Source organism: Enterobacter wuhouensis (assembly GCF_004331265.1).
Lineage (GTDB): Bacteria > Pseudomonadota > Gammaproteobacteria > Enterobacterales > Enterobacteriaceae > Enterobacter > Enterobacter wuhouensis.
In genome coordinates, this window is the sequence record NZ_SJOO01000001.1 from 99,161 (window position 1) to 125,674 (window position 26,514).

Here is a 26,514-nt window from a genome sequence, read left to right on the forward strand (position 1 = left end):
CGGATAAACCTTATTAAAATTGAAGTTAATTCCATATTTGCCGATATTTTATGGCTAGAAATAAGTTTTCTGTGTTAGGTTATATTCACCATAATAATGATTATCTTTATCAGGGGCTTCATTCAGTAAGTATGAGGGATTCAGACTTTTTCACCTGGCGACGGGAATGCGTCCTCCGGTTTCAGGGATTGACCTGTGCCGACGAGGTATATCAAGAACTCCAGCAACAAACACAGGCGCTTGAGTTTGATTATTTCTCGCTCTGCGTTCGCCACCCGGTGCCATTTACGCGCCCGCGCGTTTCCGTACATTCCAGTTATCCGCGCGAGTGGATGGCGCAATATCATTCAGAGAACTATTTCACCATCGACCCGGTGCTAAAACCGGAGAATTTCATTCAGGGGCATTTACCCTGGACAGATGAATTATTCACTGATGCCCCACAATTATGGGATGGCGCACGGGATCACGGTTTGCGTATGGGAATAACGCAGTGTTTGATGTTACCCAATCATGCGCTCGGATTTCTGTCGGTGTCGCGTACTAGCGCGCGGGCTAATCGGTTGGGCAGTGAGGAAATTGAGCTGCGCTTGCAAATCCTGGTGCAAATGGCATTGGCGTCACTGCTTCGCTTTGAACATGAGATGGTCATGCCGCCTGAAATGAAGTTCAGCAAGCGCGAGCGGGAAATTCTGAAGTGGACGGCGGAAGGGAAGACTTCTGCTGAAATAGCCATCATTCTCTCTATTTCCGAGAATACGGTTAACTTCCATCAGAAAAATATGCAGAAGAAATTCAATGCGCCAAACAAGACGCAGATAGCCTGTTACGCTGCGGCCACCGGGCTTATTTGACAAGACAGGGCGTTCTGCGTGCCAGACGAGATAACGGCTGAATGCAATGCATCCAGCCGTTTTGTTTTACTGGCGGTAAGCCTGTTTAATTTGCTTAACGGTATTGGCAAATACCGCTGACTCGACCTGGTCTTCCATCTGCGCGATTTGTTTTTCCATCTTTATGATCACACGACCAGCATCAGCCTGGCCCATAGCCTGCAACATAAGCGTTAGCAGTGACTTCAGGCAGTTTACTTCCTGCGCCAGCTCTTGGTTATTCTCCGCGGTGGCGAATTCAGGTGTGCTCATTTATTTTCCTCATTATTAAACAGCGCTCGAGCGCGACGATGAAAGTTAAGGCCGCGGAGTATACCACAAGCAACGTCAAAAAAATGCAGTGGTTGATTTATGTACTTTTCCGTTGATTGTTTATTTGCGTAAACACATGACAAGGGTAATCTGGCCGGGAGTTTATCGGCTGCTAATTGTTTTACGCCGGTTCGTTTGCCGTTAATTATTGTTACAAAAATTTAAGCACTGGTCTTTTGCATAAGCAATTACCTGGTTTTTTGTAACCTTTTGAATACAGGTGCTTAAAATTAGCCGCAAACGCACGGGTTCTGCGGGCCGACTTTCCACTATCTGTACAGGCTAATTTCCAAAAACGAGAGCGAAATCGTGTCGCGGGTTTTTTAACGTTTTAATCTTGCGGGGAAAACCGTTAATATAAACCCAATTAGCAGTCAGTAGCGTTATCCCTATTCTGGAGACATTTCCTTTGATCAACGTCCTTCTTGTTGATGACCACGAACTGGTGCGCGCAGGGATACGACGCATTCTTGAAGATATAAAAGGTATTAACGTTGCCGGTGAGGCCTGCTGTGGGGAAGATGCCGTTAAATGGTGCCGCACCCACTCGGCCGATGTTGTGTTGATGGATATGAACATGCCCGGTATCGGTGGGCTTGAGGCAACACGCAAAATCGCCCGCACCTTTGTTGATACTAAAGTCATCATGCTGACCGTGCATACCGAAAACCCATTGCCCGCTAAGGTGATGCAGGCTGGCGCTGCCGGCTACCTTAGCAAAGGTGCTGCACCGCAGGAGGTGGTTAACGCCATTCGCTCCGTTTTCTCCGGGCAGCGCTATATCGCTTCAGACATTGCGCAACAAATGGCGCTCAGCCAAATTGAACCTGAGAAAACGGAATCGCCGTTTGCCAGTTTGTCCGAGCGCGAGTTGCAGATTATGCTGATGATCACCAAAGGTCAGAAGGTGAATGAGATTTCTGAACAGCTGAATCTCAGCCCGAAAACGGTTAACAGCTACCGCTATCGTATGTTCAGTAAACTGAACATTCATGGTGACGTCGAGCTGACTCACCTGGCCATTCGTCATGGTCTGTGCAATGCGGAGTCGTTAGTAAATCAGTGAATGAAGCGTTCGATTCAAAAGCTTTTCTGAAAACCGTTACCAGCCAGCCAGGCGTCTACCGCATGTATGACGCTGGCGGTACGGTTATCTATGTGGGTAAGGCAAAAGATCTCAAAAAACGCCTGTCCAGCTATTTTCGCAGCAATCTGGCCTCGCGTAAGACTGAGGCGCTGGTTGCCCTTATTCAGAACATCGATGTCACCGTTACGCACACAGAGACGGAAGCGCTGCTGCTTGAGCACAACTATATAAAGTTGTATCAACCGCGCTACAACGTGCTGCTGCGCGACGATAAGTCCTATCCCTTTATCTTTCTGAGTGGCGATACGCATCCCCGACTCGCCATGCACCGTGGTGCAAAACATGCGAAGGGTGAATACTTCGGACCTTTTCCCAACGGTTATGCCGTGCGGGAAACGCTCGCGCTGCTGCAAAAAATCTTCCCGGTTCGACAGTGCGAAAACAGCGTCTACCGCAACCGTTCGCGTCCGTGTCTGCAGTACCAGATTGGTCGCTGCCTGGGGCCATGCGTCGCGGGGCTGGTGAGCGAAGAAGAGTACGCGCAGCAGGTGGAGTATGTACGCCTGTTTTTAGCCGGCAAAGACGACCAGGTGCTCACCCAGCTGATTACCCGCATGGAAAAAGCGAGCGCTTCGCTGGAGTTTGAAGAGGCGGCGCGTATTCGCGATCAGATCCAGGCGGTGCGTAGGGTGACCGAGAAACAGTTCGTCTCGAATACCGGTGACGACCTTGACGTGATCGGTGTCTCTTTCGATTCCGGGCTGGCCTGCGTCCACGTGCTGTTTATTCGCCAGGGCAAGGTGCTCGGCAGCCGCAGCTATTTCCCGAAGGTGCCCGGCGGCACGGAGCTCGGAGAAGTGGTGGAGACCTTTGTGGGTCAGTTCTATCTGCAGGGGAGTCAGATGCGCACGCTGCCTTCTGAGATCCTGCTCGATTTTAACCTCGACGATAAAACGCTGCTGGCGGATTCGCTTTCCGAGCTGGCGGGCCGTCGGGTTAATGTTCAGACTAAGCCTCGCGGCGATCGCGCGCGTTACCTGAAGCTGGCGCGTACCAACGCGGCCACGGCGCTTACCACCAAACTCTCGCAGCAGTCGACGGTTCACCAGCGCTTAACCGCGCTCGCAGAGCTGCTCAAGCTGCCGGCGGTGAAACGCATGGAGTGCTTCGACATCAGCCACACGATGGGAGAGCAGACGGTAGCGTCATGCGTGGTATTTGATGCTAATGGGCCGCTGCGTGCTGAATATCGCCGCTATAATATTACCGGGATTACGCCGGGTGATGACTATGCGGCGATGAATCAGGTGCTGCGACGCCGCTATGGCAAGGCTATTGAAGAGAGTAAGATCCCTGACGTGATCCTTATCGATGGCGGGAAAGGGCAGCTCGGGCAGGCGAAGGCGGTATTTGAGTCGCTTGACGTTGAGTGGGATAAAAACCACCCGCTGCTGCTGGGGGTGGCAAAAGGCGCCGATCGTAAAGCCGGGCTGGAGACGCTGTTCTTCGAGCCAGAAGGTGAGGGGTTTAGTCTTCCGCCGGATTCGCCAGCCCTGCATGTTATCCAGCATATTCGCGATGAATCTCACGATCATGCGATCAGCGGGCACCGTAAAAAACGGGCGAAGGTCAAAAACACCAGCACGCTGGAGACAATAGAGGGCGTTGGTCCAAAACGTCGCCAGATGCTGTTGAAGTATATGGGCGGATTGCAAGGATTACTCAACGCCAGCATGGAGGAAATTGCAAAAGTGCCGGGTATTTCGCAAGGGCTGGCAGAAAAGATCTACTACTCGTTGAAACATTGAGGGCTCTGTAGCAACATAGAGCTAAATTTTACTGACAACAAACAGTTACCGTCATTATGCGATTTAATATCCCTACGTTGCTCACTCTTTTTCGCGTCGTGCTTATCCCGTTCTTTGTGCTGGCATTTTATCTGCCGGTTGTCTGGGCGCCGTTTGCCTGTGCGTTGATTTTCCTGGTCGCCGCCGTTACCGACTGGTTTGATGGCTATCTTGCGCGCCGCTGGAATCAAAGCACGCGCTTTGGTGCCTTCCTCGATCCTGTGGCGGACAAGGTGATGGTGGCTATCGCGATGGTGCTGGTGGCCGAGCATTATCACACCTGGTGGGTAACGCTGCCTGCGGCAACGATGATTGCCCGCGAGATCATTATTTCAGCCCTGCGTGAGTGGATGGCGGAGCTGGGTAAGCGCAGCAGCGTGGCGGTGTCCTGGATCGGCAAGGTGAAAACTACGGCACAGATGGCCTCTTTGGTGTGGATGCTGTGGCGTCCGAACGCATGGGTAGAGTGGGCGGGGATTGGCCTGCTGTGGGTTGCCGCAGTGCTGACCCTGTGGTCCATGCTGCAATATTTGAACGCTGCACGTGGAGATTTGCTTGAACAGTGATCGTTTCGCCGTAATTTTCAGCAAACGATCCGGGGATGCAAAAAATAACGTTGACTCATAACAGCATATCAGTAGAATGCAACGCATCGAACGGCGGCACGGTTAGCCGGACGACAATGAAATCAAGTGGTTAGACATTACTTGATATCATGCGGGAATAGCTCAGTTGGTAGAGCACGACCTTGCCAAGGTCGGGGTCGCGAGTTCGAGTCTCGTTTCCCGCTCCAAATTAAACGCATCGGCAGTTGCGGGTGCAGGTCGAAAGACAAAAGATTTAAGGCGCGTTAGCAAAGCGGTTATGTAGCGGATTGCAAATCCGTCTAGTCCGGTTCGACTCCGGAACGCGCCTCCACTTTCTTCCCTGGCCGGATGGTGGAATCGGTAGACACAAGGGATTTAAAATCCCTCGGCGTTCGCGCTGTGTGGGTTCAAGTCCCACTCCGGCTACCATGGGAAAAAAAGAATAATCAAAGCAATAAGCAGTGTCGTGAAACCACCGAAAGGTGGTTTTTTTGTGCCTGTTTTTCACCAATCCTACGATGGTTTTTTATAAACGCATACCCCGCTAGCTTTTTGTTCTCCACAATTTTTTTATCCTGTCATCAATCGCTATCTGTCTGGTGTTCTTAATGCCGGAAAATGCCTCTTTCTCCTCCCGACTCCCTTCCAGATCTACAATGCCCTTTTACTTTCAGGTTGTGGGAAGTGAAATCATTCGATAGGTGAGAGAGCTTTCATGGCTGCGAGTTAATCCTCGTGCCATCGCGCGCTACTACGCAATCGCGGACAATAGCCGCAGGATTTTAAGTTCAAACAATATTGCTATATGTGCGTTTCAGCGCTTGTGCGTCATCTTTATGAGTTAAAAGTTACCAAAATAAAGTAATGGTATTAAGAGGTAGATTCTTTCACTGTGCTAGGTGAGTACTACTTCATGTGAACCAAGAACTTTGTTAGCCGACCCGGTAATAAGCTCAGCGGGACTGACCTATGTAGATTCTGACGGTGCTTACTGAAGTGCAGAAAACTACTGATTCACTTAGCCACGCACCTCAACTTCTTGGGGACGTTATGCCTTAAAATCCATTGATTCATCAGGGGACAATACAGGACGACAGGTTCAATCTCCCTCACAATTATGGAATCTTGCATTGTTAAAAGGGTTTTTAACAATACAGTGAGAAGTTTCTATCCTAACATTTACAGCTCGTGGGGTTAACAAGACGGGTTTATGTTGATTATTGCATCATTAAGCAACCATATAGTAGCCACGAGAATTGACCAGACTGGTTGAGGTGGAAAGGATTTCTAAGCTGATTAGCAATGAGACCGCAGTGCAAATATTTTCAGATTAGTTGTTTCTGATTCTTGCCATTGTATTGGAGGTATTGACAGCGTTTTAACTTGCAATATTGAAGAGAACTGGTTTATGCATATAACGGAAATCGGGAAATCGGGAAACATATTTTAAAAAAAGCGCCCTGGAGAGGGCGCTTGATTATTTTTTATCCACATAACCTTTTCTTAAATTGATGAAAGGTTTTTCTATAAGCGTGAAAGTTATTATAGATACCATGATTATGGCTGGCATTATAATAAACGCTGTCGTTATTACTGGGTTAAAATCTTTTATGTACGCACCTAAATTCTGTTGAATAAATCTACCAACTGGTATGTGCATTAAATACATTGAGAAACTCAATGCACCAAGATAAGAAAGACAACTATCTAAAATGGGTACTATTTTAAGAGGTAGCATAATATATGAGTAAGCTACAAATGCCCATAAAACAGCCTCAATAGTTAAACTAAAATTAAATATTATAAAGGGACTTTTTCCTGAAACTGTATACATTGATATAGCAATAACAGAGACAATTAACATTGCAAAAGAGGGTAATAGCATCCGTTTTTTTGATTTTTGAGATAAATAAATATGCCCGGTTATTATTCCAATTAAAAATTGGTCAAGCCTGCCGACAAGAGATTTGTATAACTCGTGGTAGGTTGAATCGCCGTAAGAATTTACAATCATGAATTTTATAAAAATTATCATGGCGAGCATGTTGAATGCATATTTGATTCCATATCTACCGATAAATAAAGCGATGAATGGGAATATTAAATAGAATTGAAATTCAACTGCAAGTGTCCACATTGGCACTAATATAGGTTCTTTACCCATCCATTCATTTGCCGAAAAGCCAGTGTTGAATTGTAGTAAGACCAGTCTAAGAATGTCTGCGATACTAACCATCGAACCATGGATAGTCATAGCGATAAAGAAAACAAATATAACTAGCGGGAATATCCTCAGGATCCTGTTTGTGATGAATTGTTTATATTCAACTTTATTTCTTCCGGCATCTGTTATTACACAGAAGATAAAGCCAGAGAGAACAAGAAAAAGGCTTACCCCTGTTGCTCCTGAGTTAATCCATTGGTATAAGAACCAGGAAATACCATTACCATTTGGATCGAAAGAGGGTATGTTCCCTCTGAAATGGAGAAACGCAACAAGTGAAGCCGCAACAAACCTTAGATGATCTAATCTTGAAAGGTAACCTAAGTTTTTTGTTTGCACATTAAGCTCTTAATTTTAGGGTGGAAATTTTTATTCTACCATTATAGACACAATTTTTCACAACTAGTAGATAGTCGTATTTTCAACTACCAGTCATTTTAGCCTTGAGGAGCAAAACTAATTTCCCTTTGGTAGCCAGTTATGATGATGAAAAGGCTCTCAGACGAGGATGCAGGGCTGTCGTACAGCACATCTTATGGCAGCTTTGATAACTACCTACCATAGCTTCTTGATGCGTTGAGCCAAGCAATGTGGCTGCTATAGAGGTGCTTGGGGGCCTCTTATCGGGTCTACTGACCAACCTGCTTCATCTCTCTTAGAAAACAATGATGGCAAGCTTGAAGGGAGTTGGAAAATGCATACCACCAAAACTAAGCTCAGAGCAGCAGTTCTGGGGCTGATCCTAAATCCTCGTTCACTTCCTGAATGGGGGAGAAGGCAACAGCCTGACTACCATCTAAAGATGGTAGCGGCAGTAAGACGATTTATCGTGGTGGAAAACGGTGTATGGTAAACCGGCGGTGCGTGTCGTGATGTTGACGCTGGTGAATTGCGACCAAATCTAAGCTATTTAAAGTAAAACATTGCTGGTACACACAGTGAATGCAAAATCAAGGTTCCACTGACCGAACTGCAAAAGCCTGGATTGCTTTATTCTGCCTGTACCACTTTGGACTTTGAGACTAATTCTCGTCTATGTACTAAAAGCACATCAATTCCAGTAACATTTAACGTACATGTGAAGTGATTCGATGATGGAATAAGGGGGATGGAGGAAACTCCTGCCCGATTAAAGTTCAGAAGAGCGACTGCTATGGTCAGAATGAGCGGTGTGTATAGGAGAGCATTTTTTAAATAATGAAAAAATAGCTGAATATTCCTGAAGCCTCAATTTTCTGAAGGATACCGATACCGAAGAATCCCTAGTTACATCCCGGGATATTCTCCACCGAGAAATAACCCATAATTTTCCTGTTACTTCACATGTTGCTCGTGGGCTGATCGACTACGCGTACCGTTTAGTTCATGGTGCCATGCATGCCGATTTTAACAGACCGGGTCCAACAAATGAAAGTTCCATTGCAACTGGCTCAATGATATATTGTCAGACCGTTCTACTTATCAAGTCGCTGTAGGCAGTCAATGAGAAGGTTGGCAATATTTTGGTTAGCATATGGCGGATGGAAAGTGATCGAAAACGGCGGTTTTTATTATCCTCTTTTCGGACGGCTTATGGTAATAATCTTAAATTCTTGTACTATATTGGGTAAATAGTTATGAGTATTTTGAGCGGCATTATATTTTCTTGATTTTAGCTACCTATTCAAAATCCCGCAGCGTTCACGCTGTGTGTTTTAGATCTCACTCCAACTCCCATGGGAAATAAAGAATAATCAGTGTTGTAAAACCACCAAAAGGTGGTTTTTTGTGCCCGGTATTTAACAGTTAAACCCCACCCAAATACGCCTTCCTTACCTCCTGGTTCCCCAGCAGCTCTTCGCCGCTGCCGCTCATACGAATGTGCCCATTGACCATCACATATCCACGGTCGGCAAGTTTTAGTGCGTGATGCGCGTTTTGCTCTACCAGGAAAATGGTCATGCCGTTGCGCGCCAGCTCGCGCAGGGTCTGAAAAATCTGTTTAACCACAATCGGTGCCAGACCCAGGCTGGGTTCATCCAGCAACAGAAGCTTAGGGCGGCTCATCAGCGCCCGGGCGATAGCCAGCATCTGCTGCTCGCCCCCCGACATGGTCATGGCGCGCTGTTTGCGGCGCTCCTTGAGGCGAGGGAAGAGGTCGAACATATTCTGCATATCCCCGGCTGCAAACTGATTACCAATCGGGATGGTGCCCATAAGCAAGTTCTCCTCAACCGTCATATCCGGGAATATTCGCCGTCCTTCAGGCGCCTGGGCGATACCGCCCGAGGCCACGTAGTGGGTGGATTTGTGGCTGATATCGCTCCCGCAAAAAAGGATCTGCCCGCTACGGATGCGCGGCTGCCCAAAAATTGACATCAGCAAGGTCGATTTCCCCGCGCCGTTGGCCCCAATCAGGGCGACAGTTTCACCTTTATTCACCTCAAGAGAAACCTGCTTCAGCGCCTGAATAACGCCGTAGAACACGTCTACCTCGCGAAATGCCAGCATGGGTTCACTCACAGGCTGACCTCGCTTTCATCCGTGCCCAGGTAGGCTGCAATAACCTTCTCATCATGCTGGATCGCCGCCGGTTTCCCCTGCGCAATGACGTCCCCGTGATCGAGCACGATAATGTTGTCCGAAATATCCATCACCATCCCCATATCGTGCTCAATCAGTAACACCGTGATCTCATGGCGATCGCGCAGAAAGCGGATAATGCTGCTTAACCTGTGCGTTTCAACCGGGTTCAGGCCCGCGGCTGGTTCATCGAGACAGATCATCTCCGGTCCGGTACACATGGCGCGCGCGATTTCCAGCCGCCGCTGTTGCCCGTACGACATCTCGCCCGCCAGACGATTGGCGCAATCCACTAAATCCACCACTTCCAGCCAGTAGTAAGCCCTATCCAGCGCGTCGCTTTCTGCCCGCCGGTAAGCAGGCGTGTTCAGCACGCCGGCAAGCAGATTGCGATTCACGCGCATATGCTGTGCGACCAGCAGGTTCTCCACGACCGACATCTCCCGAAATAGCCGGATATTCTGGAAGGTGCGCGCGAGACCCGCGCGGTTAACCAGGTGGGTGCCGCCGAACATTTTGTAGAAAATACGTTGCCCTAGCTGCGCCGGATTTATCCAGTCGCCCGGCTGAAATTTTTGTCCAAGCACCTGTATAACGTTGGTCGTTTTACTGCGCGTGTTGAAAAGTATGCTGCCGCCTGAGGCCTTATAGAACCCGGTCAGGCAGTTGAACACCGTCGTTTTCCCCGCGCCGTTTGGGCCGATCAGCGCGGTAATCGATCCGCGCTGCACGCTTAGGTTAACGTCGTTTAACGCCCTGATGCCGCCAAAGTGCATCATCAGGTGCTCCACGCTTAAAATTGTTCCATTCATGGCGCTACCCCCTTGCGCACGCCGAAGCCGCTCCGGTTAATGCGGATTAGCCCGCGCGGACGCCAGATCATCATCACCACCATCAGCATGCCAAATAACAAAACCCGGTACTCCGCAAAGCTGCGCAGCAGCTCCGGCGTGACGGTAAGTACAAAGGCGGCCAGCACCACCCCAAGCGTCGACCCCATCCCGCCCAGCACCACGATGGCCAGAATCAGCGCAGACTCGAAAAAGGTGAAGGAGGTCGGATTAACAAACCCCTGATAGGTCGCGAAGAACACGCCGGCAATCCCCGCGGTTGATGCCCCGAGCGTAAAGGCTGAGAGCTTAACCAGAACATGGTTTAACCCCATTGAGCGGCAGGCGATTTCATCTTCCCGCAGCGCTTCCCATGCCCGACCAATCGGCATTCTCGTCAGGCGATGCTTGATGTAGAGCACCAGCATGACCACAAGAAACAGCACCGCGTAGATAAAGATAAACTTCATGTTCGGGTTGTAGGTCAGGTGGAAGAACTCATGGAACGGAACGCCGCCCTCCCTGGCGCGGCGACCAAATTCCAGGCCGAAAAAGGTTGGAGGAGGGGCCGACACCCCGTTTGGTCCGCCGGTGAATGTCAGCCAGTTGTTCAAGACCAGGCGGATAATTTCCCCAAAGCCGAGCGTGACGATGGCCAGATAGTCACCGTGCATGCGCAGCACGGGGAAGCCGAGCAGCGCGCCCGCGGCAGCGGCCATGATGGCGGCGAGGGGGAGCATGCTCCAGAAGCCCAGCCCCAGATACTGATACCCAAGCGCCAGACCGTATGCGCCAATGGCATAAAAGGCGACATAGCCCAGATCCAGTAGCCCCGCCAGCCCGACGACGATGTTGAGTCCAAGACCAAGCAGAACGTAAATCATTCCCAGAATCGCCACCGTCAGGACATATTTTGTGGCCACAAACGGAAAGCAGACGGCCAGGGCAATCACCAGAGGAATAATCCAGCGCATACGGCTCTTATAGTCCGGCGGGCGGACGTAAACGCCCGCGCTGTCGGCTTCAAATCGCGCCTGGAATCGCGCCCCGACAGCCGTGCCTAAAAATGCGCTGAGCACGAAACGACCCAGCATGACGATGCCTATTATCCAGGCCAGCCGCTGGCCTTCAAAGTTAAAGCTGTATCCGTCCAGCACAACGCCCGCAATTGGGCCAAACACGATCAGCGCAATCAGCCCTGAAAAAATCGCGTCCAGCGTGCAGCGCTTAAGGGAAAATCCGTCAGTCGTCATCGTCGTCACCCTCACACCTTCGCCACGACAGGACGGCCCAATAGCCCCTGAGGTCTGAAAATCAGGATTAACACCAGTAGCCCGAATGAGAACACGTCTTTGTAGTCTGAATTTACCATGCCGGAAAATTGCGCTTCGGCTATTCCCAGAATTAACCCGCCGAGCATCGCGCCCGGCAGCGAGCCAATGCCGCCTAGCACCGCTGCGGTAAACGCCTTAATGCCAATGACAAACCCAACGTAAAAATCAAAGGTGCCGTAGTTCATGGTGATCAGCACGCCCGCCAGCCCGGCCATCGCCGCGCCGATCACAAAGACCAGCGAAATAATTCTGTCGGTATTGATCCCCAGAATGGAGGCCATTTTGCGATCCTGCTGCACCGCACGACACATCCGCCCAAGTCGGGTGCGGCTGATTATCCAGGTCAGAATCAACATGCCCGCGAACGATGCGATCAGAATGATAATTTTGGTGTAGGTAATTTGGACAAACCCCTCGCCCAGATGCACGCGCAGCACGCCATCCAGCAGGGTGGGAACCCCTTGCTGACGCGGCCCCTGACTCAGCTGGGCGTAGTTTTGCAGGATGAGCGACATGCCAATGGCAGAGATCAGCGGTGCCAGACGCGTGGAGTTGCGCAGGGGCTTATAGGCAATACGCTCGATGGTCCAGCCGTACACGCCCGTCACGACGATCGTGAAAACCAGCGTGCCGAGGATCAGCAGAGGAAACGACTGCAGGCCAAAAAAGGACAGCAGCGCCAGGCCAATGGCGCAGAGATAGGCCGAAATCATATACACTTCGCCGTGGGCAAAGTTGATCATGCCAATGATGCCGTAGACCATGGTATAGCCGATGGCGATCAACCCGTACACCGAACCCAGCGTTAATCCATTGATTAACTGTTGCAGGAAGAATGTGCTCATCTTAGCGCGCTCTTTATAGAGGCCACGCGGCGCGCGCAGCCTGATGTGTCGTGAGCGTCGGCAGAATAGCCCGCCGACGTTGAGCGTGACTCCGTCCCGTTACTGCACTTCCTTATATTTTCCTTGGTCATCCCACTGGTAAACCACGTAGTCAGACACTTTCAGATCGCCTTTGCTGTCCCAGGCCTTTTTACCCATCACCGTATCCACGGAATTGGCTTTCAGCCATTCGCTGGCTTTCGCTGAATCTTTGCCTCCGGTGGCTTTGAACGCCGCGGCTATGGCCTGTACGGAGGCATAGGAGTACAGGGTGTAACCTTCTGGTTCGAATTTACCGGCGCGGAACTTCTCAATAACGGCTTTACCGTCCGGGATCAGGCGCGGATCTTTACCGAAGGTCATATAAATGCCGTTGGTGTATTGTGGCCCGCCGGCCGCGGTAACCATCTCTTCGTTGACGATGCAGTCCCCGGAGAAGAACTTCGCCTGCACGCCCTGCTCACGCATCTGGCGAACCAGCGGTCCGGCTTCCGGGTGACAGCCGCCAAAGAACACCACGTCGGGCTTTTGCGCGCCGATTTTGGTCACCAGCGCGTTAAAGTCTTTTTCACCGCGCGATAGCCCTTCATACATCACGTCCTGCACGCCGCGCTTTGCCAGCGCCGCTTTGGTGGCGTCGGCCAGGCCCTGACCGTAGGTGTCTTTATCGTGAATAATCACCACGCGTTTGGCCTTGAGCTTATCGATGATGAAGTCGCTGGCGACCTGACCCTGCTGGTCATCGCGACCGCACATGCGGAACATATCGCTCATGCCGCGTTCGGTGATGAGCGGGTTGGTCGAGCCAGGCGTGATGGCCAGAATGCCCGCGTCGCTATATACCTCGGAGGCGGGCATGGTGGAGGAGGAGCAGAAATGGCCCACCACCGCGTTCACCTTGTCCTGATCGACTAAACGGTTGGCGACCGCAACGGCCTGTTTGGGCTCGCAGGCGTCATCCCCCTGTACCAGCTTAATCTTCTCACCGCCGATCCCGCCCGCGGCGTTAATGTCTTCTGCTGCCTGTGTTGCACCGTGCCAGTACTGATCGCCATAGGTCGCATTGGGGCCGGTAAACGGTCCGGCCACGCCGATGACAATATCTGCCCGAGCGGAAAATGCCGTCACCAGACATCCGGCCAGCACGAGAGAGAGGGGACTTTTGATAAATTTCAGCGACATTATTATGTTCCTTAGCAAAGAGGTTTTTGCACCAGGGTGTAAACCCGAACGCCCGGCGGCGCAGCCAATCCGAAAATAAAACGGAGAACAAAATGCACTAAACGAACGAGATCCAGACAGCATCCTGCTTGATACGGCGAGGTTTCCTTGCGCCTGACGCGCGCAGAACATTAAGCAAAATTGTTGCCAGAATGGTTAACCCGCTGACGGGGTTGCGACATGTTTGAGTATAGAGTGCCGTTTTATGCCGCCTTGCGGGATGAAGTGAAATTACAGTGCAGATCACATCTCGTTAACAACAAAGCCCATAAGTTGTGCAACGGTCACGAATTGCACGTTTATGCAGCAATAAAGACCTAAACTTCAGATAGGCACGGGCGATGATATATGCCAGGATCTTTTCCTTTTGATCAGGAGTATCAGCAATGACGGAAGGCCCATTAAATGAAAGCGAAATGGAGTGGCTGGAAGAGACGTTAATGTCTTACGGTCATGACGATGCATCCGTGATTGACGTGTCCGAACTCGACGGCATGCTTACCGCCGTACTTTCCGGCCCGCGGGTGGTTGAACCCGATGCCTGGCTGGTGGCGGTTTGGGGTGGCGAGAAGCACATTCCGCGCTGGAAAAACGATCGTGAGATGAACCGTTTTATCGATCTCTGCTTTAAGCATATGAACGATATTGCTGAACGCCTGAGCGAATACCCGGATCAGTTTGAGCCGATGTTTGGTTTCAACGACGTTGACGGACAAAGCTATACGGTAGTTGAGGAGTGGTGCTATGGCTATATGCGCGGCGTGGCGCTGACGGACTGGTCTTCTCTGCCGGAAGAGCTGAAAGCCGATCTGGACGTGATTGCCCTGCACGGTTCAGAGGAGAACAGCGAGAAGCTGGACGAGCTGACCGAAGAGGAATACACCGCCAGCATCGAGAGCATCCGGCCTGCGGCGCTGCGCCTGTATAACTACTGGGTGGAGAACCCGCAGCAGCCGGAAGTGAAAAAGCCGACCGTTAACGGGGCGAAAGTAGGGCGCAACGATCCGTGTCCGTGCGGCAGCGGGAAGAAGTTCAAGAGCTGCTGTTTGCATTAATAAAAAGGGGCTAATCGTAGCCCCTTTCTTTTTAACCTACCTCTGGCAACATCCCCGCCGCAATCAGCATCTGCACCAGAATAATCCCCACCCCAGCGGCAAATACCAGGCACAGCAGCGGTTTACCGCCCGCCACGCGATAGCCCTGGGCCGGATGCCGTTGACGACTCTTCCACGCCAGCAGGGAAGGCAGCAGCAGGGCGAGGATCGACAACGCCACGCCCGCATAGCCCAGCGCCATCACAAACCCGCGCGGGTAAAAGAGCGCAAAGGCCAGGGGCGGCAGGAAGGTAATTGCCCCCGTCTGCAAACGCCCGCCGAGTGTATTACGACGCTGGAACAGGTCAGCAAGATAATCAAACAGACCCAGCGCCACGCCCAGAAACGAGGTCGCCAGCGCCAGGTCCGCAAACAGGTGCACCGCCAGCTCAACGTGCGTAGAGGTCACAACCTCGCGCAACGCCAGCAGGAAGCCGTTCAGCCCGGAGTGCTCCACCATCAGGCCAATAAAGGTGGATGAGTCAATGCTGCCGAGCGTCACCAGCTGCCAGAAGATATAGGCGATGAGCGGAATGGCGCTGCCGATAACAAACACGCGGCGCAGCTTGCGGATATCGCCGTTCATATAGCTGACGATGCTCGGCACGCTGCCGTGAAAGCCAAACGAGGTGAAGATGACCGGGATGGCGGAAAGCGCCAGCCCTTTTTCCAGCGGCAGCGTCAGCAGGTTCACCTTGTGCACGTGCGGTGCCAGCAGAACCAGCATCACAACCAAAAACAAAATTTTGGCGCTAAACAGAAAGCGGTTAAACAGATCGACCAGCGACGTGCCCGCGCACACCACGCCGCCGCCGATGAGCGCGAAGAATATAGCCCCCGTCGCTGGCGTAATATCTGAACCAAACCAGTCGTTGACGCTGGAGGCAATCAGTTCCCCGGCTCCGCTGATATAGGCCGCCGTCAGCGCGTACATCAGGAACATCATGCTAAAGCCCGTGATCCACTGGCCGTAACGCCCCAGGTAGCGGGCGGCAAGAGAGCCCAGCCCTGTATCCGCCGGGACATGCTGGTAAACCTCCAGCAGCAGAAGCGCGGTATAGCACATCAGCGCCCAGAGCAGGCCAAGCAGCAGCAGCGTCACGCCAAATCCGACGCCTGCGGCTGCCAGCGGCATTGCCAGCATTCCTGCGCCAATCGTCGTTCCCGCGACGATAAAAATACTTCCCAGAGTTCTGTTTTTCACGCTTTCCTCTACAACGACTCGTAATCGCGACCAAATCTGCGGCGCAGAGTAAGGGAAAAGCGTTATCTCGTCAAATCACCGTTACAGGCTGTGTAATCATAAGTTTACAAAAATTCGGGGCGAGAATGATTAAGGGCCAGCGCGCATTTCCCTCCAGGCGAAGGGTTAATGCGTTTATTCAGAAGGCAAAAGGGAGGAAAGATTTATTAGGAAGTGCGATTAAAACGGTGCTGAAAACTCAGCACCGCTTGAAGATTAATTTTGCGTATCGAGGGTCGCCAGCTCTTTATCAATAAAGTAAAGGCCTTCACCTGATTTACCGGCCAGAGACAGTTTATCCAGCACCGATTTAAACAGCTTCTCTTCTTCATGTTGCTCGGCGACATACCACTGCAGGAAATTAAAGGTCGGATAATCCTGGCCAATCATGGCGGCGTGCACCAGTTCGTTAATTTTCTGCGTAATGAGCTGCTCGTGCTCGTAGGTGGCGCGGAACAGTTCATCCAGAGAACCGTATTCGGCAACCGGAGAGGCGACAGGATCGATGCGCGGCAGGCTGCCCGTATCCGTCAGATAATCAAAGAGACGCTGCATGTGGGTCATCTCTTCCAGGGCGTGGCGGCGCAGAAACGCAGCCGCGCCTTCAAAGCTGTGATAGCTGCACCAGGCGCTCATCTGCTGGTAAAGCAAGGATGAAAAAAGCTCAAGGTTCATTTGAGCATTGAGCTTGTCGATCATTTCAGTTTTCAGCATGGTGAAGCTCCGGTTTATTATTTCTGGTTCACGATGAGCGACACTATAATTTGTTATTTAATTATTTGCAAAACGTAAAATAAATATTTGTTTATTTAAAAATACGAATGGGAATAAAACGCATTGGCGATTTTTATATTAATTAATGAGAATTATTTTTGTTCGTAATTAAATATACTGCCAGCCATGGCTGGCAGTGGTGATTAATACCAGGGATTATTTGCGTTAGGGGTAACGGCGTAGCCCATGCATTTATACTGAATGGTAACCGTCTCGTTCAGGCACAGCGAGCCGCTGATGAGGGTGCAGGTTTTGATGGGCTGACCATACGCGGATGCGGTGGCATATCCCATGCTCTGACAGGCTTTTTCCGCCGTACCGTTATTCACATACGCATCCGAGTGGGCATTCTGCAGCATCGCCTGACCGTAGTTGAGGCGGACAATGCCGTTTGGGGCATCCAGGCTGCTGACTTCCGCCTGACGATTTATGCTACATCCTGCAAGCAGCAGGATCGTGCCGACGACCAATACTCTTTTCATGGTTCACTCTACGTGAATGGAAACAGGTATCGTACCCGTATACGCCTGACGCAATGGCTGGAATAGCCGAACGATCTGCCCTTTCTCTTTGTAACGAGCCAAATCATGTTTCCATACCGGCCCGGGCTGCCCGCCGCGCAAACGCATCGGTGATAACAGCGCTTTTTAACTTTGATCAACGCAGAAGGCAATCTCGAATAAACGTGAAATTGTGAGCGCATCTTTGTTTTTTAAAACAAGTTTTCAGTTAATTTGAAAGCATGTTTGTTTGATAGTAAGGTTAATGCGAAAAGGTATCCATGGCGGGAGTTCCCGCAACGCATTCAGGAGAGACAAGATGAAAATTGCACTGATGATGGAAAACAGCCAGGCCGCTAAAAACCCTGTCATACTCAATGAGTTAAAGGCGGTAGCCGACGAGAAAGGGTTCCCGGTTTATAACGTTGGCATGAGTGATGAAAACGATCACCATCTTACCTACATTCATCTGGGCATTATGGCGAGCATTTTGCTGAATGCGAAAGCCGTTGATTTTGTGGTGACGGGCTGCGGTACCGGCCAGGGCGCGCTGATGTCGCTGAACATTCATCCTGGCGTGATCTGCGGCTACTGCATCGACCCTGCTGATGCGTTCCTGTTTTCACAAATTAACAACGGCAACGCGCTGTCTCTGCCGTTTGCAAAAGGCTTTGGCTGGGGAGCTGAGCTTAACGTTCGCTTTATCTTCGAAAAAGCGTTCACCGGACGCAAGGGTGAAGGCTATCCGCCAGAGCGTAAAGAGCCGCAGATGCGTAACGCCGGCATTCTGAATCAGGTGAAAGCCGCCGTGGTAAAAGAGAACTACCTCGACACCCTGCGCGCCATCGATCCTGAGCTGGTGAAAACGGCCGTTTCGGGCCAGCGCTTCCAGCAGTGCTTCTTTGAAAACTGCCAGGACAAAGAGATCGAAGCCTTTGTTCGCGACATCGTTGGCTGAGAATAACGCGCCGGGCGGCACTGCGCCCGCCCGGCCTGTTCACCTATTTTTTCGCCGAAACTGCGCTACCGGCATCTTTCGTCAGCCGCAGCGTGTCAAACATCCCCACCAGGCAAATCAGCGCGATCGCCACAAAGGCCAGCCGGAAGCTCATTCCTGGAACAGACGTAAGCCCCAGACTCCCGCTGACTTGTTCACCGATGCGAATGCCGATTGCCCCCAGCGTGATCCCCAGCCCAACGGCAAGCTGCGTGGCGGTTGAAAAGAGCGTATTGGCATAGCTCATCTGTTCAGAAGGCACATCGGCAAAAGCGAGGGTGCTCACCGCGGTAAACTGAATCGAACGGAAGACGCCGCCAAGATAGAGGATAAGCATAATCAGCCACGCGGGCGTGTCCGGCGTGAGAAACGCGCAGGCCAGTAGCGAAAGAACGTTGAGCGCGCCGTTGATCAGCAATAGCCGCCTGAAGCCGAGACCACGAATGAGCGGCGTAGTGGCAGGTTTAATGGTCAGGTTGCCAACGAAAACGGCCAGGACCAGCAGGCCTGAATGAAAGGCATCCATACCAAATCCAACCTGAAACATCAGCGGCAGCAGAAAGGGCACCGCGCTGATCGAGGCGCGAAACAGGGAGCCGCCGTACAGGGTGACGCGAAACGTGGCGACCCGCATGGCATCAAGGCGGATCATCGGCCATTCTGCTCGCCTGAAATGACGCAGGGCAAACGTGAGCGACACCACGCCAACGGCAAGCAGCCCCAGGGTCAACCCTCCCTGAAGATGCTGCCCTCCCATCGATTCCATCGCATACACCAGGCACACCATCGCTACGGTTGTCGCTAAAAATCCCGGCAGGTCAAAGGGCCGACGCCCGTCCTCATGCAGATCGGGGATGATGCGCAGCGCCAGAACAATGGCAATAAGCCCCAGCGGAACGTTAATAAAGAAGATCCAGCGCCAGTCGGCGTAGCTGGTGATGAACCCGCCGAGCGGAGGGCCAATGATGGGCGCAACCAGGGCAGGCCAGGTCAGGGTGGCGATGGCGGTAATCAGCTGATGTTTTGGGGTCGTGCGGAGCACCGCCAGCCGCCCAACGGGCACCATCAGCGCGCCGCCCATCCCCTGCAGCACGCGCATGGCGACGAACCGATCGACGGTCGTGGAAAGGCCGCAAAAAACCGAGGCCAGCGTGAAGATGGCCAGCGCCAGGGCAAATACCCTGCGCGCGCCGAAACGGTCTGCAATCCACCCGCTGGCTGGGATCAGCACCGCGAGGGTAATCAAATACGCGCTGATACCGACGTTCAAATCAACGGCCTGTACGCCGAAGCTTTTTGCCATGTCGGGCAGGGCGGTAGCAATCACCGTACCGTCCAGAAACTCCATAAAGAAAGCACCGGCAACCAGCAGCGCCGCGGGCGATAAGCCGCGGCTCTCTTTGCCAGTTATGTTTTCACTCATTTTTACGCCTGTCGTTTCAAAAAAAATTATAAAAATTTACTGGAACTTATAGGGTCGTAACCTACGGAATTTACGTTAATTTTCTTAACAAAATGCGCGAACGGGTGAATTAATAAACGTGACTCACATCACAAAAGTGTTGTTTTTTGTGATGGTGGTCATATTATAGGCGTATCAACAATAACACCTGCATAACACATTACCGGAGCTTCAGAATGAAACTGCGCAAAATCCTGAAAAGCATGTGGGCTAACTACTGCAACACCTTCAAAGACGTCCCACCGGGTGCGATGTTCTGATAAAAAAACCTGCTTCGGCAGGTTTTTTTATGCCTGCGAGTGACGAGAGGGAGATGAAAGGGCGCGTGTTTTGCTACTATGGCGGCCTTTGAATAAGGAGAAAGCCCATGTCACAAAACCTGAGCGCCGATCAGGAACTGGTGTCTGACGTCGTCGCATGCCAGTTGGTTATCAAACAAATCCTTGATGTGATTGACGTTATCGCGCCGGTCGAAGTGCGCGAAAAAATGTCTACCCAACTGAAGAATATCGATTTCACCAGCCATCCTGCTGCAGCGGATCCGGTTACGCTTCGTGCGATCCAGAAAGCCATCGCGCTGATCGAACTCAGGTTCACGCCGCAGGGTGAGTCTCACTAAAATAAACCGATGTTTTGAAATTAGAAACATATTTCTTACAAACGTCTGAGGGCGACGGTGAACGTCGCCCCGCAAGCGTTTAGAAGAAGGTTTGTACCAGCAGATAGCTCGCCGCGCAGGCGCAGCTTACGCCGATCAGCCCTGGCAGGATAAAGCTGTGGTTGATGATGAATTTCCCAATCCGCGTTGTGCCGGAACGGTCAAAGCCGATGCAGGCTAAATCGCTTGGGTAGGTCGGCAACATAAAATATCCGTAAGAGGCCGGGAAGAAGGCAATCAGCATTTTCGGATCGATGCCCAGCATTAAGCCCATCGGCGCAACCGCCGTTAGCGCCGCCGCCTGGCTATTCACCAGCTTAGAAACCAGAAACAGCACGATGGCATAGGTCCACGGATGGCTTTTCACCACGCCTTCCAGCGCCATTTTGAGTTCGTCGAGATGGGCCTGGAAAAAGGTATCGCTCATCCACGCCACGCCGAATACCGAAAAGATGGCGACCATTCCTGCTTTAAATACTGCGCCGTTAGAAATAGCAGAGGCTTGTACCTTACAGGCCATGAGCATCACCGCGCCGGCAATAAGCATCATCATCTGTATGACAAGGTTCATCGACAGCGCCGTCATTTTGCCTTTCACCTCGAAGGCAGGGCGTAGCTCGGGCAGCGCGCCCAGCAGGACAACCACGGCAATCCCGGCAAAGAAGATCCAGGTGGACCAGTACGCCTGCTTAGGGAAGCGCTGATTCATTAACGTTTCCGTTCCGCCGTAGATAAAATCCCGCTGTTTCGGATCTTTCAGTTTCTCCTGGAAATCCGGGTCATCGGCTAAATCCTTCCCGCGGCGCAGGCTCCATAGCGCAGCGATGGCGACGCCAAACAGCGAGGCGGGCACCGACACGGCGAGGATGTCGAGAATTCCCCACGCGTGGCCTATCCCGTGCTGCGCCCCCAGAATGGAGATCAGCGACACCACGGCAACGGAAACCGGCGAGGCGGTGATCGCCATCTGTGAGGCAATCGATGCCACGGCCATAGGGCGTTCCGGGCGTATCCCTTTTTTCAGGGCGATATCCGCAATGATGGGAAACATGGTGTACACCACGTGCCCCGTTCCGCACAGAAAGGTCAGCATCCAGGTGGTAAAAGGGGCGAGAAGGGTGATGTGCTGGGGATGCTTTCGCAAAAGGCGTTCGGCAAACTGCATCATAACGTTCAGACCCCCCGCCGTTTGCAGGGTCGCCGCACAGCCGATAACGGCCAGAATGGTCAGCATCACGTCCACCGGCGGTTTGCCGGGCTGCAAACCGAAGACAAAGCTTAAAACGAACAGGCCGATGCCGCTTATCAGGCCGAGCCCCATCCCGCCAAACCGTGTTCCTACCAGCAGACAGGCAATAATGACAATAAACTCAATGGTGATCATGATGCTCCCTCGTCAATGAAGATGTAATGAAATAAATCATCACATGTTGTAAGGGTATTCGTTGGGAGCAAGATCTGATTTGTTAAATGTCAGCAAAAGCAGGGAGTTGATAACGAGAAGGGAACCTGCTCCGCGCCGGAGCAGGTGAAAGCGCTTAGTGGTGCTGAACCGTCACGATCTCGAGCAGATGGCGGTCTGTCTGTTCAGGGCATAAGCCGGCCTGCTTTGCGTTGCGGATTTCATCTGCAAGCGTTTTCAGCAGTGTGCCGTCCTGCTGTTGCTCTTTATCCATCTCGCGCAGGAATCTCAGGGTGATGCTGTCATGTTGGGCTTTGGCTTCATCGGCAAGTTTGTTCAGCGTGCTGCAGCGCTGTTCATACTCTTCAAGCGTACGCTGGAACAGCTCTTCCAGTGAGGAATAATCATCGTCGATGGTTTCCAGGGCCTTAACGGTAGGGTTAGCACCGGCAGCTTTCATAAAGTTAAATACCCGCATCATATGCGTGACGTTACTTTGCGCCTGGGTACGGAAGAACGTTGCGGTGCCATTAAGACTCTTTTCGGAACACCAGGCGCTCAGGTGCAGATGTAAATTGGAGGCATAGAACTCGAGGTTCAGCTGGGCATTCAGTTTTTGCATCATTGTTTGGGTAGTCATACTCATATCCTTATTGACTGGCGGACGCGAAATCCGCATCTAAACCTGACCCGGCAGGTACATACAGTGGAGGCAGAAAGACGTCTCTGCGCTGATTAAAACTGACCGAATATTCACTTCCTGTGTTCGATATAAATAAGCATACCCTTGTATTAGATCTAAGAAAACTCTTAATTAGGCTGTGTTTACGATAGATTACAAAATTTAATATAGTCCAGAAATTCGTACAGATAGATATAAAATGAATATTTTTAACGCCTTGATAATTAAGGGTTAAAGTGGCGTGGATGTTGCTATTTTCATATTTGAAATTGCATTGCGACATAATATTCTGCGAATAAGTAAAATCCGTACGCAATATTTAAAATATATCCTGCAGAACAAAAATTGCGCTGTATCAATTTCCTCAAAAAATGACGGGAATGTGATCCTGGTGGAAGATTGTTTTTCTTGTCTCTGTGAAAATGAAACGATGTTTTATTATGTAACTTTCATTGAGGTTTACGATGGCAAAAGTAGCGGTGCTGCTGGCACCAGGTTTTGAAGAGGCGGAAGCTATAATCACGATTGATATCCTGCGTCGCTTGCACATTGAAGTCGAAACGCTGGCCTGCGCGGAATCGGCTGCGGTAGTGAGTTACCATAACATCCCAATGGTGGCGGATAGCACCTTATCCGAGCGTATCGATACGCTCTACGACGCGGTGGTGTTACCGGGCGGCCCGCAGGGCAGCGTCAATCTGGCAGCCAGCCGGGAGGTGATTCGTTTCGTTACCGCGCACGATGAGAGCGGGAAGCTGATCTGCCCGATCTGTTCGGCAGCAGCGCGCGTTCTGGGTGGGAACGATCTGCTCAAGGGACGCCGTTACGTCTGCTCCGGTGAGCTATGGGAGACGGTCAAAGACGGCGAATATGTGGATGCGCCCGTCGTTGAAGATCAAAACCTCATCAGCGGCAAAGGGCTCGGACACGCCTTTGACTTTGCGCTGACGATTTCTGCCCGACTCCTGGGTGACGACGCGCCGGTCCGCGACCACGCCGATCATATCTACTATCGCTGGTAATTTTCCCGCCGGACGCTATGCCGTCCGGCCATCAGGGACTTCTTAGCTAATCTTATGGACTATTCTGCTTAATCCCTGTTCATTTGTCCGACAATTCCACGCTTTTTTATGTCATTTTCCGCTGAATTTATGTACGCAATTACTGTAATTCTGCGGTGTGATGCCGCTCTCTTATGGATGATTAATTTCCCGCTAAAACTATCACCAGCACTAACGCTTATGACGAGGTAAGCGCTAATGCCTTGTTTTAAGTCCGATAAAAATAGAAGCACGCAAATATTCCCTACAGAAAAGAATGCTAAAGCTGGAGTTAACCATGCACAAATTTACTAAAGCGCTGGCGGCCATCGGCCTGGCTGCCGTTATGTCACAATCCGCTATCGCTGAAAATTTAAAACTCGGTTTTTTGGTTAAGCAGCCTGAAGAACCCTGGTTCCAGACCGAATGGAAATTCGCCGATAAGGCCGGGAAAGATTTAGGTTTTGAAGTCATTAAAATTGCCGTACCGGACGGCGAAAAAACGCTGAACGCCATCGACAGCCTGGCGGCCAGCGGCGCGAAAGGCTTTGTTATCTGCACGCCCGATCCCAAGCTGGGCTCCGCCATTGCCGCGAAGGCGCGCGGCTACGACATGAAGGTCATCGCCGTTGACGATCAGTTCGTCAACGCCAAGGGTAAACCGATGGACAGCGTGCCGCTGGTCATGATGGCGGCGACCAAAATCGGCGAGCGTCAGGGGCAGGAACTGTATAAAGAGATGCAAAAACGCGGGTGGGATGTCAAAGAAACCGGCGTGATGGCCATTACCGCCGATGAGCTGGATACCGCCCGCCGTCGCACCTCTGGTTCAATGGACGCCCTGAAAGCAGCGGGCTTCCCGGAGAAACAAATCTACAAGGTGCCAACCAAATCTAACGACATTCCGGGTGCATTCGATGCGGCAAACTCCATGCTGGTGCAGCATCCCGAGGTGAAGCACTGGCTGGTGGTCGGCATGAACGACAACACCGTGCTGGGCGGCGTGCGCGCAACCGAAGGGCAGGGCTTTAAGGCGCCTGACGTTATCGGCATCGGCATCAACGGCGTGGACGCGGTGAGCGAACTGTCTAAAGCCCAGGCGACGGGGTTCTACGGCTCGCTGCTGCCAAGCCCGGACGTCCACGGCTATAAATCCAGCGAGATGCTGTACAACTGGGTCACCAAGGGCGCTGAGCCACCAAAATTCACCGAAGTGACCGACGTGGTGCTGATCACCCGCGACAACTTCAAAGAGGAGCTGGCGAAAAAAGGGCTGGGCGGTAAGTAATACGCTGTGATTGTGCCCCTCACGCACCGTGGGGGGCCAGACGTACACACTACAGGAATCACGGAGACGTTATGCAACAGTCTGATCCGTATCTCTCTTTTCGCGGTATCGGGAAAACGTTCCCCGGCGTTAACGCGTTGACCGATATCAGCTTCGACTGCTATGCCGGTCAGGTTCACGCCCTGATGGGGGAGAACGGCGCGGGGAAATCCACGCTGTTAAAAATCCTCAGCGGCTTCTACACGCCGACGACCGGCACGCTGGCCATTCGCGGTGAAGAGGTCGCGTTTTCCGATACGACCGCGGCGCTGAACGCCGGGGTCGCCATTATCTATCAGGAACTGCACCTGATCCCTGAGATGACCGTGGCGGAAAACATCTATTTGGGCCAGCTCCCCCAAAAAAGCGGCATTGTTAACCGTTCGCTCCTTAACTACGAGGCGGGGCTGCAGCTTAAGCACCTGGGCCTGGATGTCGATCCCCAGACGCCGCTGAAATATCTCTCCATCGGCCAGTGGCAGATGGTGGAAATTGCCAAGGCGCTGGCGCGCAATGCCAGAATTATTGCCTTCGACGAGCCGACCAGCTCGCTTTCTGCGCGTGAAATCGAAAACCTGTTTCGCGTGATCCGCGAGCTGCGTAAAGAAGGCCGCACTATTTTGTACGTGTCGCACCGCATGGAGGAAATCTTCGCCTTAAGCGATGCCATCACTGTCTTTAAGGACGGACGCTACGTGCGCACCTTTAGCGATATGCAGCAGGTGAATCATGACCAGCTTGTCCAGGCGATGGTGGGCCGCGACCTTGGGGATATCTACCACTGGCAAACGCGGGAGTACGGACCCGAGCGCCTGCGGCTGGACAACGTGAAGGCGCCGGGCGTGCGAACGCCGATTTCGCTCTCGGTGCGCAGCGGCGAAATCGTCGGGCTGTTTGGCCTGGTCGGGGCAGGGCGGAGCGAGCTGATGAAAGGCCTGTTTGGCGGCACCCGTATCACACAGGGGCAGGTCTCGATCGACGGTCAAAAGGTGGATATTCAGAAGCCCGCGCATGCCATCAACGCGGGCATGATGCTCTGTCCGGAAGACCGCAAGGCCGAGGGCATCATTCCGGTGCACTCGGTGCGCGACAACATCAATATTTCCGCCAGGCGTAAGTACATTCGCGCGGGCTGCCTTATCAACGACGGCTGGGAGTCGAGCAATGCTGACCACCACATTCGTTCGCTGAACATCAAAACGCCGGGCGCGGAGCAGCTGATCATGAATCTTTCCGGCGGCAATCAGCAGAAGGCCATTTTGGGCCGCTGGCTGTCGGAGGATATGAAGGTCATTCTCCTGGATGAACCGACGCGCGGCATCGACGTTGGGGCAAAACACGAGATTTATAACGTGATTTATGAACTGGCAAAACGCGGCGTGGCGGTGCTGTTCGCCTCCAGCGATCTGCCCGAGGTGCTCGGCGTTGCCGACCGTATCGTCGTGATGCGTGAAGGTGAAATTGCCGGTGAATTGCTGCATGAACAGGCGAATGAACAACAGGCGTTGAGTCTCGCCATGCCTAAAGTTAGCCAGGCTGTCGCCTGAGTAAAGG

At 52.0% G+C, this 26,514-nt stretch carries 25 protein-coding genes and 3 tRNA genes; 14 read left to right on the top strand and 14 right to left on the bottom strand.

Translation table 11 applies throughout. The annotated features are described in order from the left end of the window. The first annotated feature begins 131 nt into the window (after window positions 1-131). On the top strand, window positions 132-854 hold the full coding sequence (sdiA, locus tag E0L20_RS00630) for a quorum-sensing transcriptional regulator SdiA (RefSeq protein WP_131632796.1): 723 nt from the start codon (window positions 132-134) through the stop codon (window positions 852-854). Between the two features lie 66 nt (window positions 855-920). On the opposite strand, the gene E0L20_RS00635 is transcribed toward sdiA, so the two are convergent. Continuing rightward, window positions 921-1,145 carry a DUF2594 family protein gene (locus E0L20_RS00635; protein ID WP_038416317.1) on the bottom strand — a complete coding sequence of 75 codons (225 nt, stop codon included), beginning with the start codon at window positions 1,143-1,145 and terminating at the stop codon, window positions 921-923. After that, complete coding sequence (locus E0L20_RS24240; RefSeq protein ID WP_427854499.1) at window positions 1,132-1,212, bottom strand: hypothetical protein; 81 nt, start codon at window positions 1,210-1,212, stop codon at window positions 1,132-1,134. The genes E0L20_RS00635 and E0L20_RS24240 overlap by 14 nt, the downstream gene beginning before the upstream one ends. A 402-nt stretch (window positions 1,213-1,614) precedes the next feature. Here E0L20_RS24240 and uvrY point away from each other — a divergent pair, with 402 nt between their 5' ends. From uvrY to E0L20_RS00665, 6 genes are all read left to right on the top strand, one after another. Continuing rightward, window positions 1,615-2,271, top strand: coding sequence for a UvrY/SirA/GacA family response regulator transcription factor (gene uvrY, locus E0L20_RS00640; protein ID WP_131632206.1), 657 nt, complete (start codon window positions 1,615-1,617; stop codon window positions 2,269-2,271). Next, window positions 2,268-4,100 (top strand): excinuclease ABC subunit UvrC, encoded by a 1,833-nt coding sequence (uvrC, locus tag E0L20_RS00645; RefSeq protein WP_131632207.1) that lies wholly within the window; start codon window positions 2,268-2,270, stop codon window positions 4,098-4,100. Before uvrY ends, uvrC begins: the two co-directional genes overlap by 4 nt. A gap of 56 nt (window positions 4,101-4,156) precedes the next feature. Beyond that, window positions 4,157-4,705 carry a CDP-diacylglycerol--glycerol-3-phosphate 3-phosphatidyltransferase gene (pgsA, locus tag E0L20_RS00650; RefSeq protein WP_131632208.1) on the top strand — a complete coding sequence of 183 codons (549 nt, stop codon included), beginning with the start codon at window positions 4,157-4,159 and terminating at the stop codon, window positions 4,703-4,705. A 151-nt stretch (window positions 4,706-4,856) separates the two neighbouring features. Then, a tRNA-Gly gene (locus E0L20_RS00655) sits at window positions 4,857-4,932 on the top strand. Window positions 4,933-4,983: 51 nt separating this feature from the next. After that, a tRNA-Cys gene (locus tag E0L20_RS00660) sits at window positions 4,984-5,057 on the top strand. 11 nt (window positions 5,058-5,068) lie between these two features. Further along, window positions 5,069-5,155: transfer RNA gene (locus E0L20_RS00665), tRNA-Leu, on the top strand. A 1,048-nt stretch (window positions 5,156-6,203) separates the two neighbouring features. Here the strand turns inward: E0L20_RS00665 and E0L20_RS00670 are convergent. From E0L20_RS00670 to E0L20_RS00695, 6 genes are all read right to left on the bottom strand, one after another. Further along, window positions 6,204-7,289 (bottom strand): acyltransferase family protein, encoded by a 1,086-nt coding sequence (locus E0L20_RS00670; protein ID WP_131632209.1) that lies wholly within the window; start codon window positions 7,287-7,289, stop codon window positions 6,204-6,206. 1,446 nt (window positions 7,290-8,735) lie between these two features. Further along, window positions 8,736-9,452 carry an ABC transporter ATP-binding protein gene (locus E0L20_RS00675; RefSeq protein ID WP_131632210.1) on the bottom strand — a complete coding sequence of 239 codons (717 nt, stop codon included), beginning with the start codon at window positions 9,450-9,452 and terminating at the stop codon, window positions 8,736-8,738. Then, on the bottom strand, window positions 9,449-10,324 hold the full coding sequence (locus E0L20_RS00680; protein WP_131632211.1) for an ABC transporter ATP-binding protein: 876 nt from the start codon (window positions 10,322-10,324) through the stop codon (window positions 9,449-9,451). The genes E0L20_RS00675 and E0L20_RS00680 overlap by 4 nt, the downstream gene beginning before the upstream one ends. Next, window positions 10,321-11,595: a high-affinity branched-chain amino acid ABC transporter permease LivM gene (gene livM / locus E0L20_RS00685; protein ID WP_131632212.1), complete on the bottom strand. Its 1,275-nt coding sequence runs from the start codon at window positions 11,593-11,595 to the stop codon at window positions 10,321-10,323. The genes E0L20_RS00680 and livM overlap by 4 nt, the downstream gene beginning before the upstream one ends. Window positions 11,596-11,606: 11 nt before the next feature. Continuing rightward, a complete protein-coding gene (locus E0L20_RS00690) occupies window positions 11,607-12,521 on the bottom strand; it encodes an ABC transporter permease subunit (RefSeq protein WP_131632213.1) in 915 nt (304 codons plus the stop codon). A 99-nt stretch (window positions 12,522-12,620) separates the two neighbouring features. Beyond that, window positions 12,621-13,742: a branched-chain amino acid ABC transporter substrate-binding protein gene (locus E0L20_RS00695; protein ID WP_131632214.1), complete on the bottom strand. Its 1,122-nt coding sequence runs from the start codon at window positions 13,740-13,742 to the stop codon at window positions 12,621-12,623. Between the two features lie 425 nt (window positions 13,743-14,167). Between E0L20_RS00695 and E0L20_RS00700 the strand changes: the two genes are divergently transcribed. After that, on the top strand, window positions 14,168-14,836 hold the full coding sequence (locus E0L20_RS00700) for a YecA/YgfB family protein (protein WP_131632215.1): 669 nt from the start codon (window positions 14,168-14,170) through the stop codon (window positions 14,834-14,836). Between the two features lie 31 nt (window positions 14,837-14,867). Here the strand turns inward: E0L20_RS00700 and tyrP are convergent, their stop codons facing one another. The 3 genes from tyrP to yecR form a co-directional block, all read right to left on the bottom strand. Then, window positions 14,868-16,079, bottom strand: coding sequence for a tyrosine transporter TyrP (gene tyrP, locus E0L20_RS00705; protein WP_131632216.1), 1,212 nt, complete (start codon window positions 16,077-16,079; stop codon window positions 14,868-14,870). 255 nt (window positions 16,080-16,334) lie between these two features. Next, window positions 16,335-16,832 carry a non-heme ferritin gene (gene ftnA, locus E0L20_RS00710; RefSeq protein ID WP_131632217.1) on the bottom strand — a complete coding sequence of 166 codons (498 nt, stop codon included), beginning with the start codon at window positions 16,830-16,832 and terminating at the stop codon, window positions 16,335-16,337. A 203-nt stretch (window positions 16,833-17,035) separates the two neighbouring features. Beyond that, complete coding sequence (gene yecR / locus E0L20_RS00715; protein ID WP_131632218.1) at window positions 17,036-17,374, bottom strand: YecR family lipoprotein; 339 nt, start codon at window positions 17,372-17,374, stop codon at window positions 17,036-17,038. 337 nt (window positions 17,375-17,711) lie between these two features. Between yecR and E0L20_RS00720 the strand changes: the two genes are divergently transcribed. Continuing rightward, a complete protein-coding gene (locus E0L20_RS00720) occupies window positions 17,712-18,350 on the top strand; it encodes an RpiB/LacA/LacB family sugar-phosphate isomerase (RefSeq protein WP_131632219.1) in 639 nt (212 codons plus the stop codon). 43 nt (window positions 18,351-18,393) lie between these two features. On the opposite strand, the gene E0L20_RS00725 is transcribed toward E0L20_RS00720, so the two are convergent. Continuing rightward, window positions 18,394-19,812, bottom strand: coding sequence for an MFS transporter (locus E0L20_RS00725; protein ID WP_131632220.1), 1,419 nt, complete (start codon window positions 19,810-19,812; stop codon window positions 18,394-18,396). 215 nt (window positions 19,813-20,027) lie between these two features. On the opposite strand from E0L20_RS00725, the gene azuC reads away from it, so the two are divergent. Next, a complete protein-coding gene (gene azuC / locus E0L20_RS00730; RefSeq protein WP_014832437.1) occupies window positions 20,028-20,111 on the top strand; it encodes a stress response protein AzuC in 84 nt (27 codons plus the stop codon). A gap of 107 nt (window positions 20,112-20,218) precedes the next feature. Then, on the top strand, window positions 20,219-20,470 hold the full coding sequence (locus E0L20_RS00735) for a DUF2766 family protein (RefSeq protein WP_006176098.1): 252 nt from the start codon (window positions 20,219-20,221) through the stop codon (window positions 20,468-20,470). Window positions 20,471-20,549: 79 nt separating this feature from the next. Here the strand turns inward: E0L20_RS00735 and E0L20_RS00740 are convergent, their stop codons facing one another. Further along, complete coding sequence (locus E0L20_RS00740) at window positions 20,550-21,893, bottom strand: anaerobic C4-dicarboxylate transporter (RefSeq protein ID WP_131632221.1); 1,344 nt, start codon at window positions 21,891-21,893, stop codon at window positions 20,550-20,552. Window positions 21,894-22,047: 154 nt separating this feature from the next. Beyond that, the gene (locus E0L20_RS00745; protein ID WP_131632222.1) at window positions 22,048-22,551 is read right to left on the bottom strand and encodes a non-heme ferritin-like protein; all 504 of its coding nucleotides are present in this window, start codon (window positions 22,549-22,551) and stop codon (window positions 22,048-22,050) included. A gap of 506 nt (window positions 22,552-23,057) precedes the next feature. Here E0L20_RS00745 and E0L20_RS00750 point away from each other — a divergent pair. The 3 genes from E0L20_RS00750 to araG all read left to right on the top strand — a co-directional run bounded on the left by E0L20_RS00750 (window position 23,058) and on the right by araG (window position 26,507). Further along, window positions 23,058-23,615, top strand: coding sequence for a DJ-1 family glyoxalase III (locus tag E0L20_RS00750; RefSeq protein WP_131632223.1), 558 nt, complete (start codon window positions 23,058-23,060; stop codon window positions 23,613-23,615). A gap of 316 nt (window positions 23,616-23,931) precedes the next feature. Then, window positions 23,932-24,921 (top strand): arabinose ABC transporter substrate-binding protein AraF, encoded by a 990-nt coding sequence (araF, locus tag E0L20_RS00755; protein WP_131632224.1) that lies wholly within the window; start codon window positions 23,932-23,934, stop codon window positions 24,919-24,921. A 71-nt stretch (window positions 24,922-24,992) separates the two neighbouring features. Beyond that, window positions 24,993-26,507 carry an L-arabinose ABC transporter ATP-binding protein AraG gene (gene araG / locus E0L20_RS00760; RefSeq protein ID WP_131632225.1) on the top strand — a complete coding sequence of 505 codons (1,515 nt, stop codon included), beginning with the start codon at window positions 24,993-24,995 and terminating at the stop codon, window positions 26,505-26,507. Window positions 26,508-26,514: the final 7 nt, after the last annotated feature.

What these genes read in the sequence shown, in the direction of transcription:
- araF (WP_131632224.1), top strand. Translation starts at nt 23,932, where the DNA reads ATGCACAAATTTACTAAAGCGCTGGCGGCCATCGGCCTGGCTGCCGTT.
- livM (WP_131632212.1), bottom strand. Translation starts at nt 11,595, where the DNA reads ATGACGACTGACGGATTTTCCCTTAAGCGCTGCACGCTGGACGCGATT.
- E0L20_RS00725 (WP_131632220.1), bottom strand. Translation starts at nt 19,812, where the DNA reads ATGAGTGAAAACATAACTGGCAAAGAGAGCCGCGGCTTATCGCCCGCG.
- yecR (WP_131632218.1), bottom strand. Translation starts at nt 17,374, where the DNA reads ATGAAAAGAGTATTGGTCGTCGGCACGATCCTGCTGCTTGCAGGATGT.
- E0L20_RS00635 (WP_038416317.1), bottom strand. Translation starts at nt 1,145, where the DNA reads ATGAGCACACCTGAATTCGCCACCGCGGAGAATAACCAAGAGCTGGCG.
- E0L20_RS00745 (WP_131632222.1), bottom strand. Translation starts at nt 22,551, where the DNA reads ATGACTACCCAAACAATGATGCAAAAACTGAATGCCCAGCTGAACCTC.
- E0L20_RS00680 (WP_131632211.1), bottom strand. Translation starts at nt 10,324, where the DNA reads ATGAATGGAACAATTTTAAGCGTGGAGCACCTGATGATGCACTTTGGC.
- E0L20_RS00690 (WP_131632213.1), bottom strand. Translation starts at nt 12,521, where the DNA reads ATGAGCACATTCTTCCTGCAACAGTTAATCAATGGATTAACGCTGGGT.
- sdiA (WP_131632796.1), top strand. Translation starts at nt 132, where the DNA reads ATGAGGGATTCAGACTTTTTCACCTGGCGACGGGAATGCGTCCTCCGG.
- pgsA (WP_131632208.1), top strand. Translation starts at nt 4,157, where the DNA reads ATGCGATTTAATATCCCTACGTTGCTCACTCTTTTTCGCGTCGTGCTT.
- E0L20_RS00700 (WP_131632215.1), top strand. Translation starts at nt 14,168, where the DNA reads ATGACGGAAGGCCCATTAAATGAAAGCGAAATGGAGTGGCTGGAAGAG.
- ftnA (WP_131632217.1), bottom strand. Translation starts at nt 16,832, where the DNA reads ATGCTGAAAACTGAAATGATCGACAAGCTCAATGCTCAAATGAACCTT.
- azuC (WP_014832437.1), top strand. Translation starts at nt 20,028, where the DNA reads ATGAAACTGCGCAAAATCCTGAAAAGCATGTGGGCTAACTACTGCAAC.
- E0L20_RS00750 (WP_131632223.1), top strand. Translation starts at nt 23,058, where the DNA reads ATGGCAAAAGTAGCGGTGCTGCTGGCACCAGGTTTTGAAGAGGCGGAA.
- araG (WP_131632225.1), top strand. Translation starts at nt 24,993, where the DNA reads ATGCAACAGTCTGATCCGTATCTCTCTTTTCGCGGTATCGGGAAAACG.
- E0L20_RS00695 (WP_131632214.1), bottom strand. Translation starts at nt 13,742, where the DNA reads ATGTCGCTGAAATTTATCAAAAGTCCCCTCTCTCTCGTGCTGGCCGGA.
- E0L20_RS00720 (WP_131632219.1), top strand. Translation starts at nt 17,712, where the DNA reads ATGAAAATTGCACTGATGATGGAAAACAGCCAGGCCGCTAAAAACCCT.
- E0L20_RS00735 (WP_006176098.1), top strand. Translation starts at nt 20,219, where the DNA reads ATGTCACAAAACCTGAGCGCCGATCAGGAACTGGTGTCTGACGTCGTC.
- E0L20_RS00740 (WP_131632221.1), bottom strand. Translation starts at nt 21,893, where the DNA reads ATGATCACCATTGAGTTTATTGTCATTATTGCCTGTCTGCTGGTAGGA.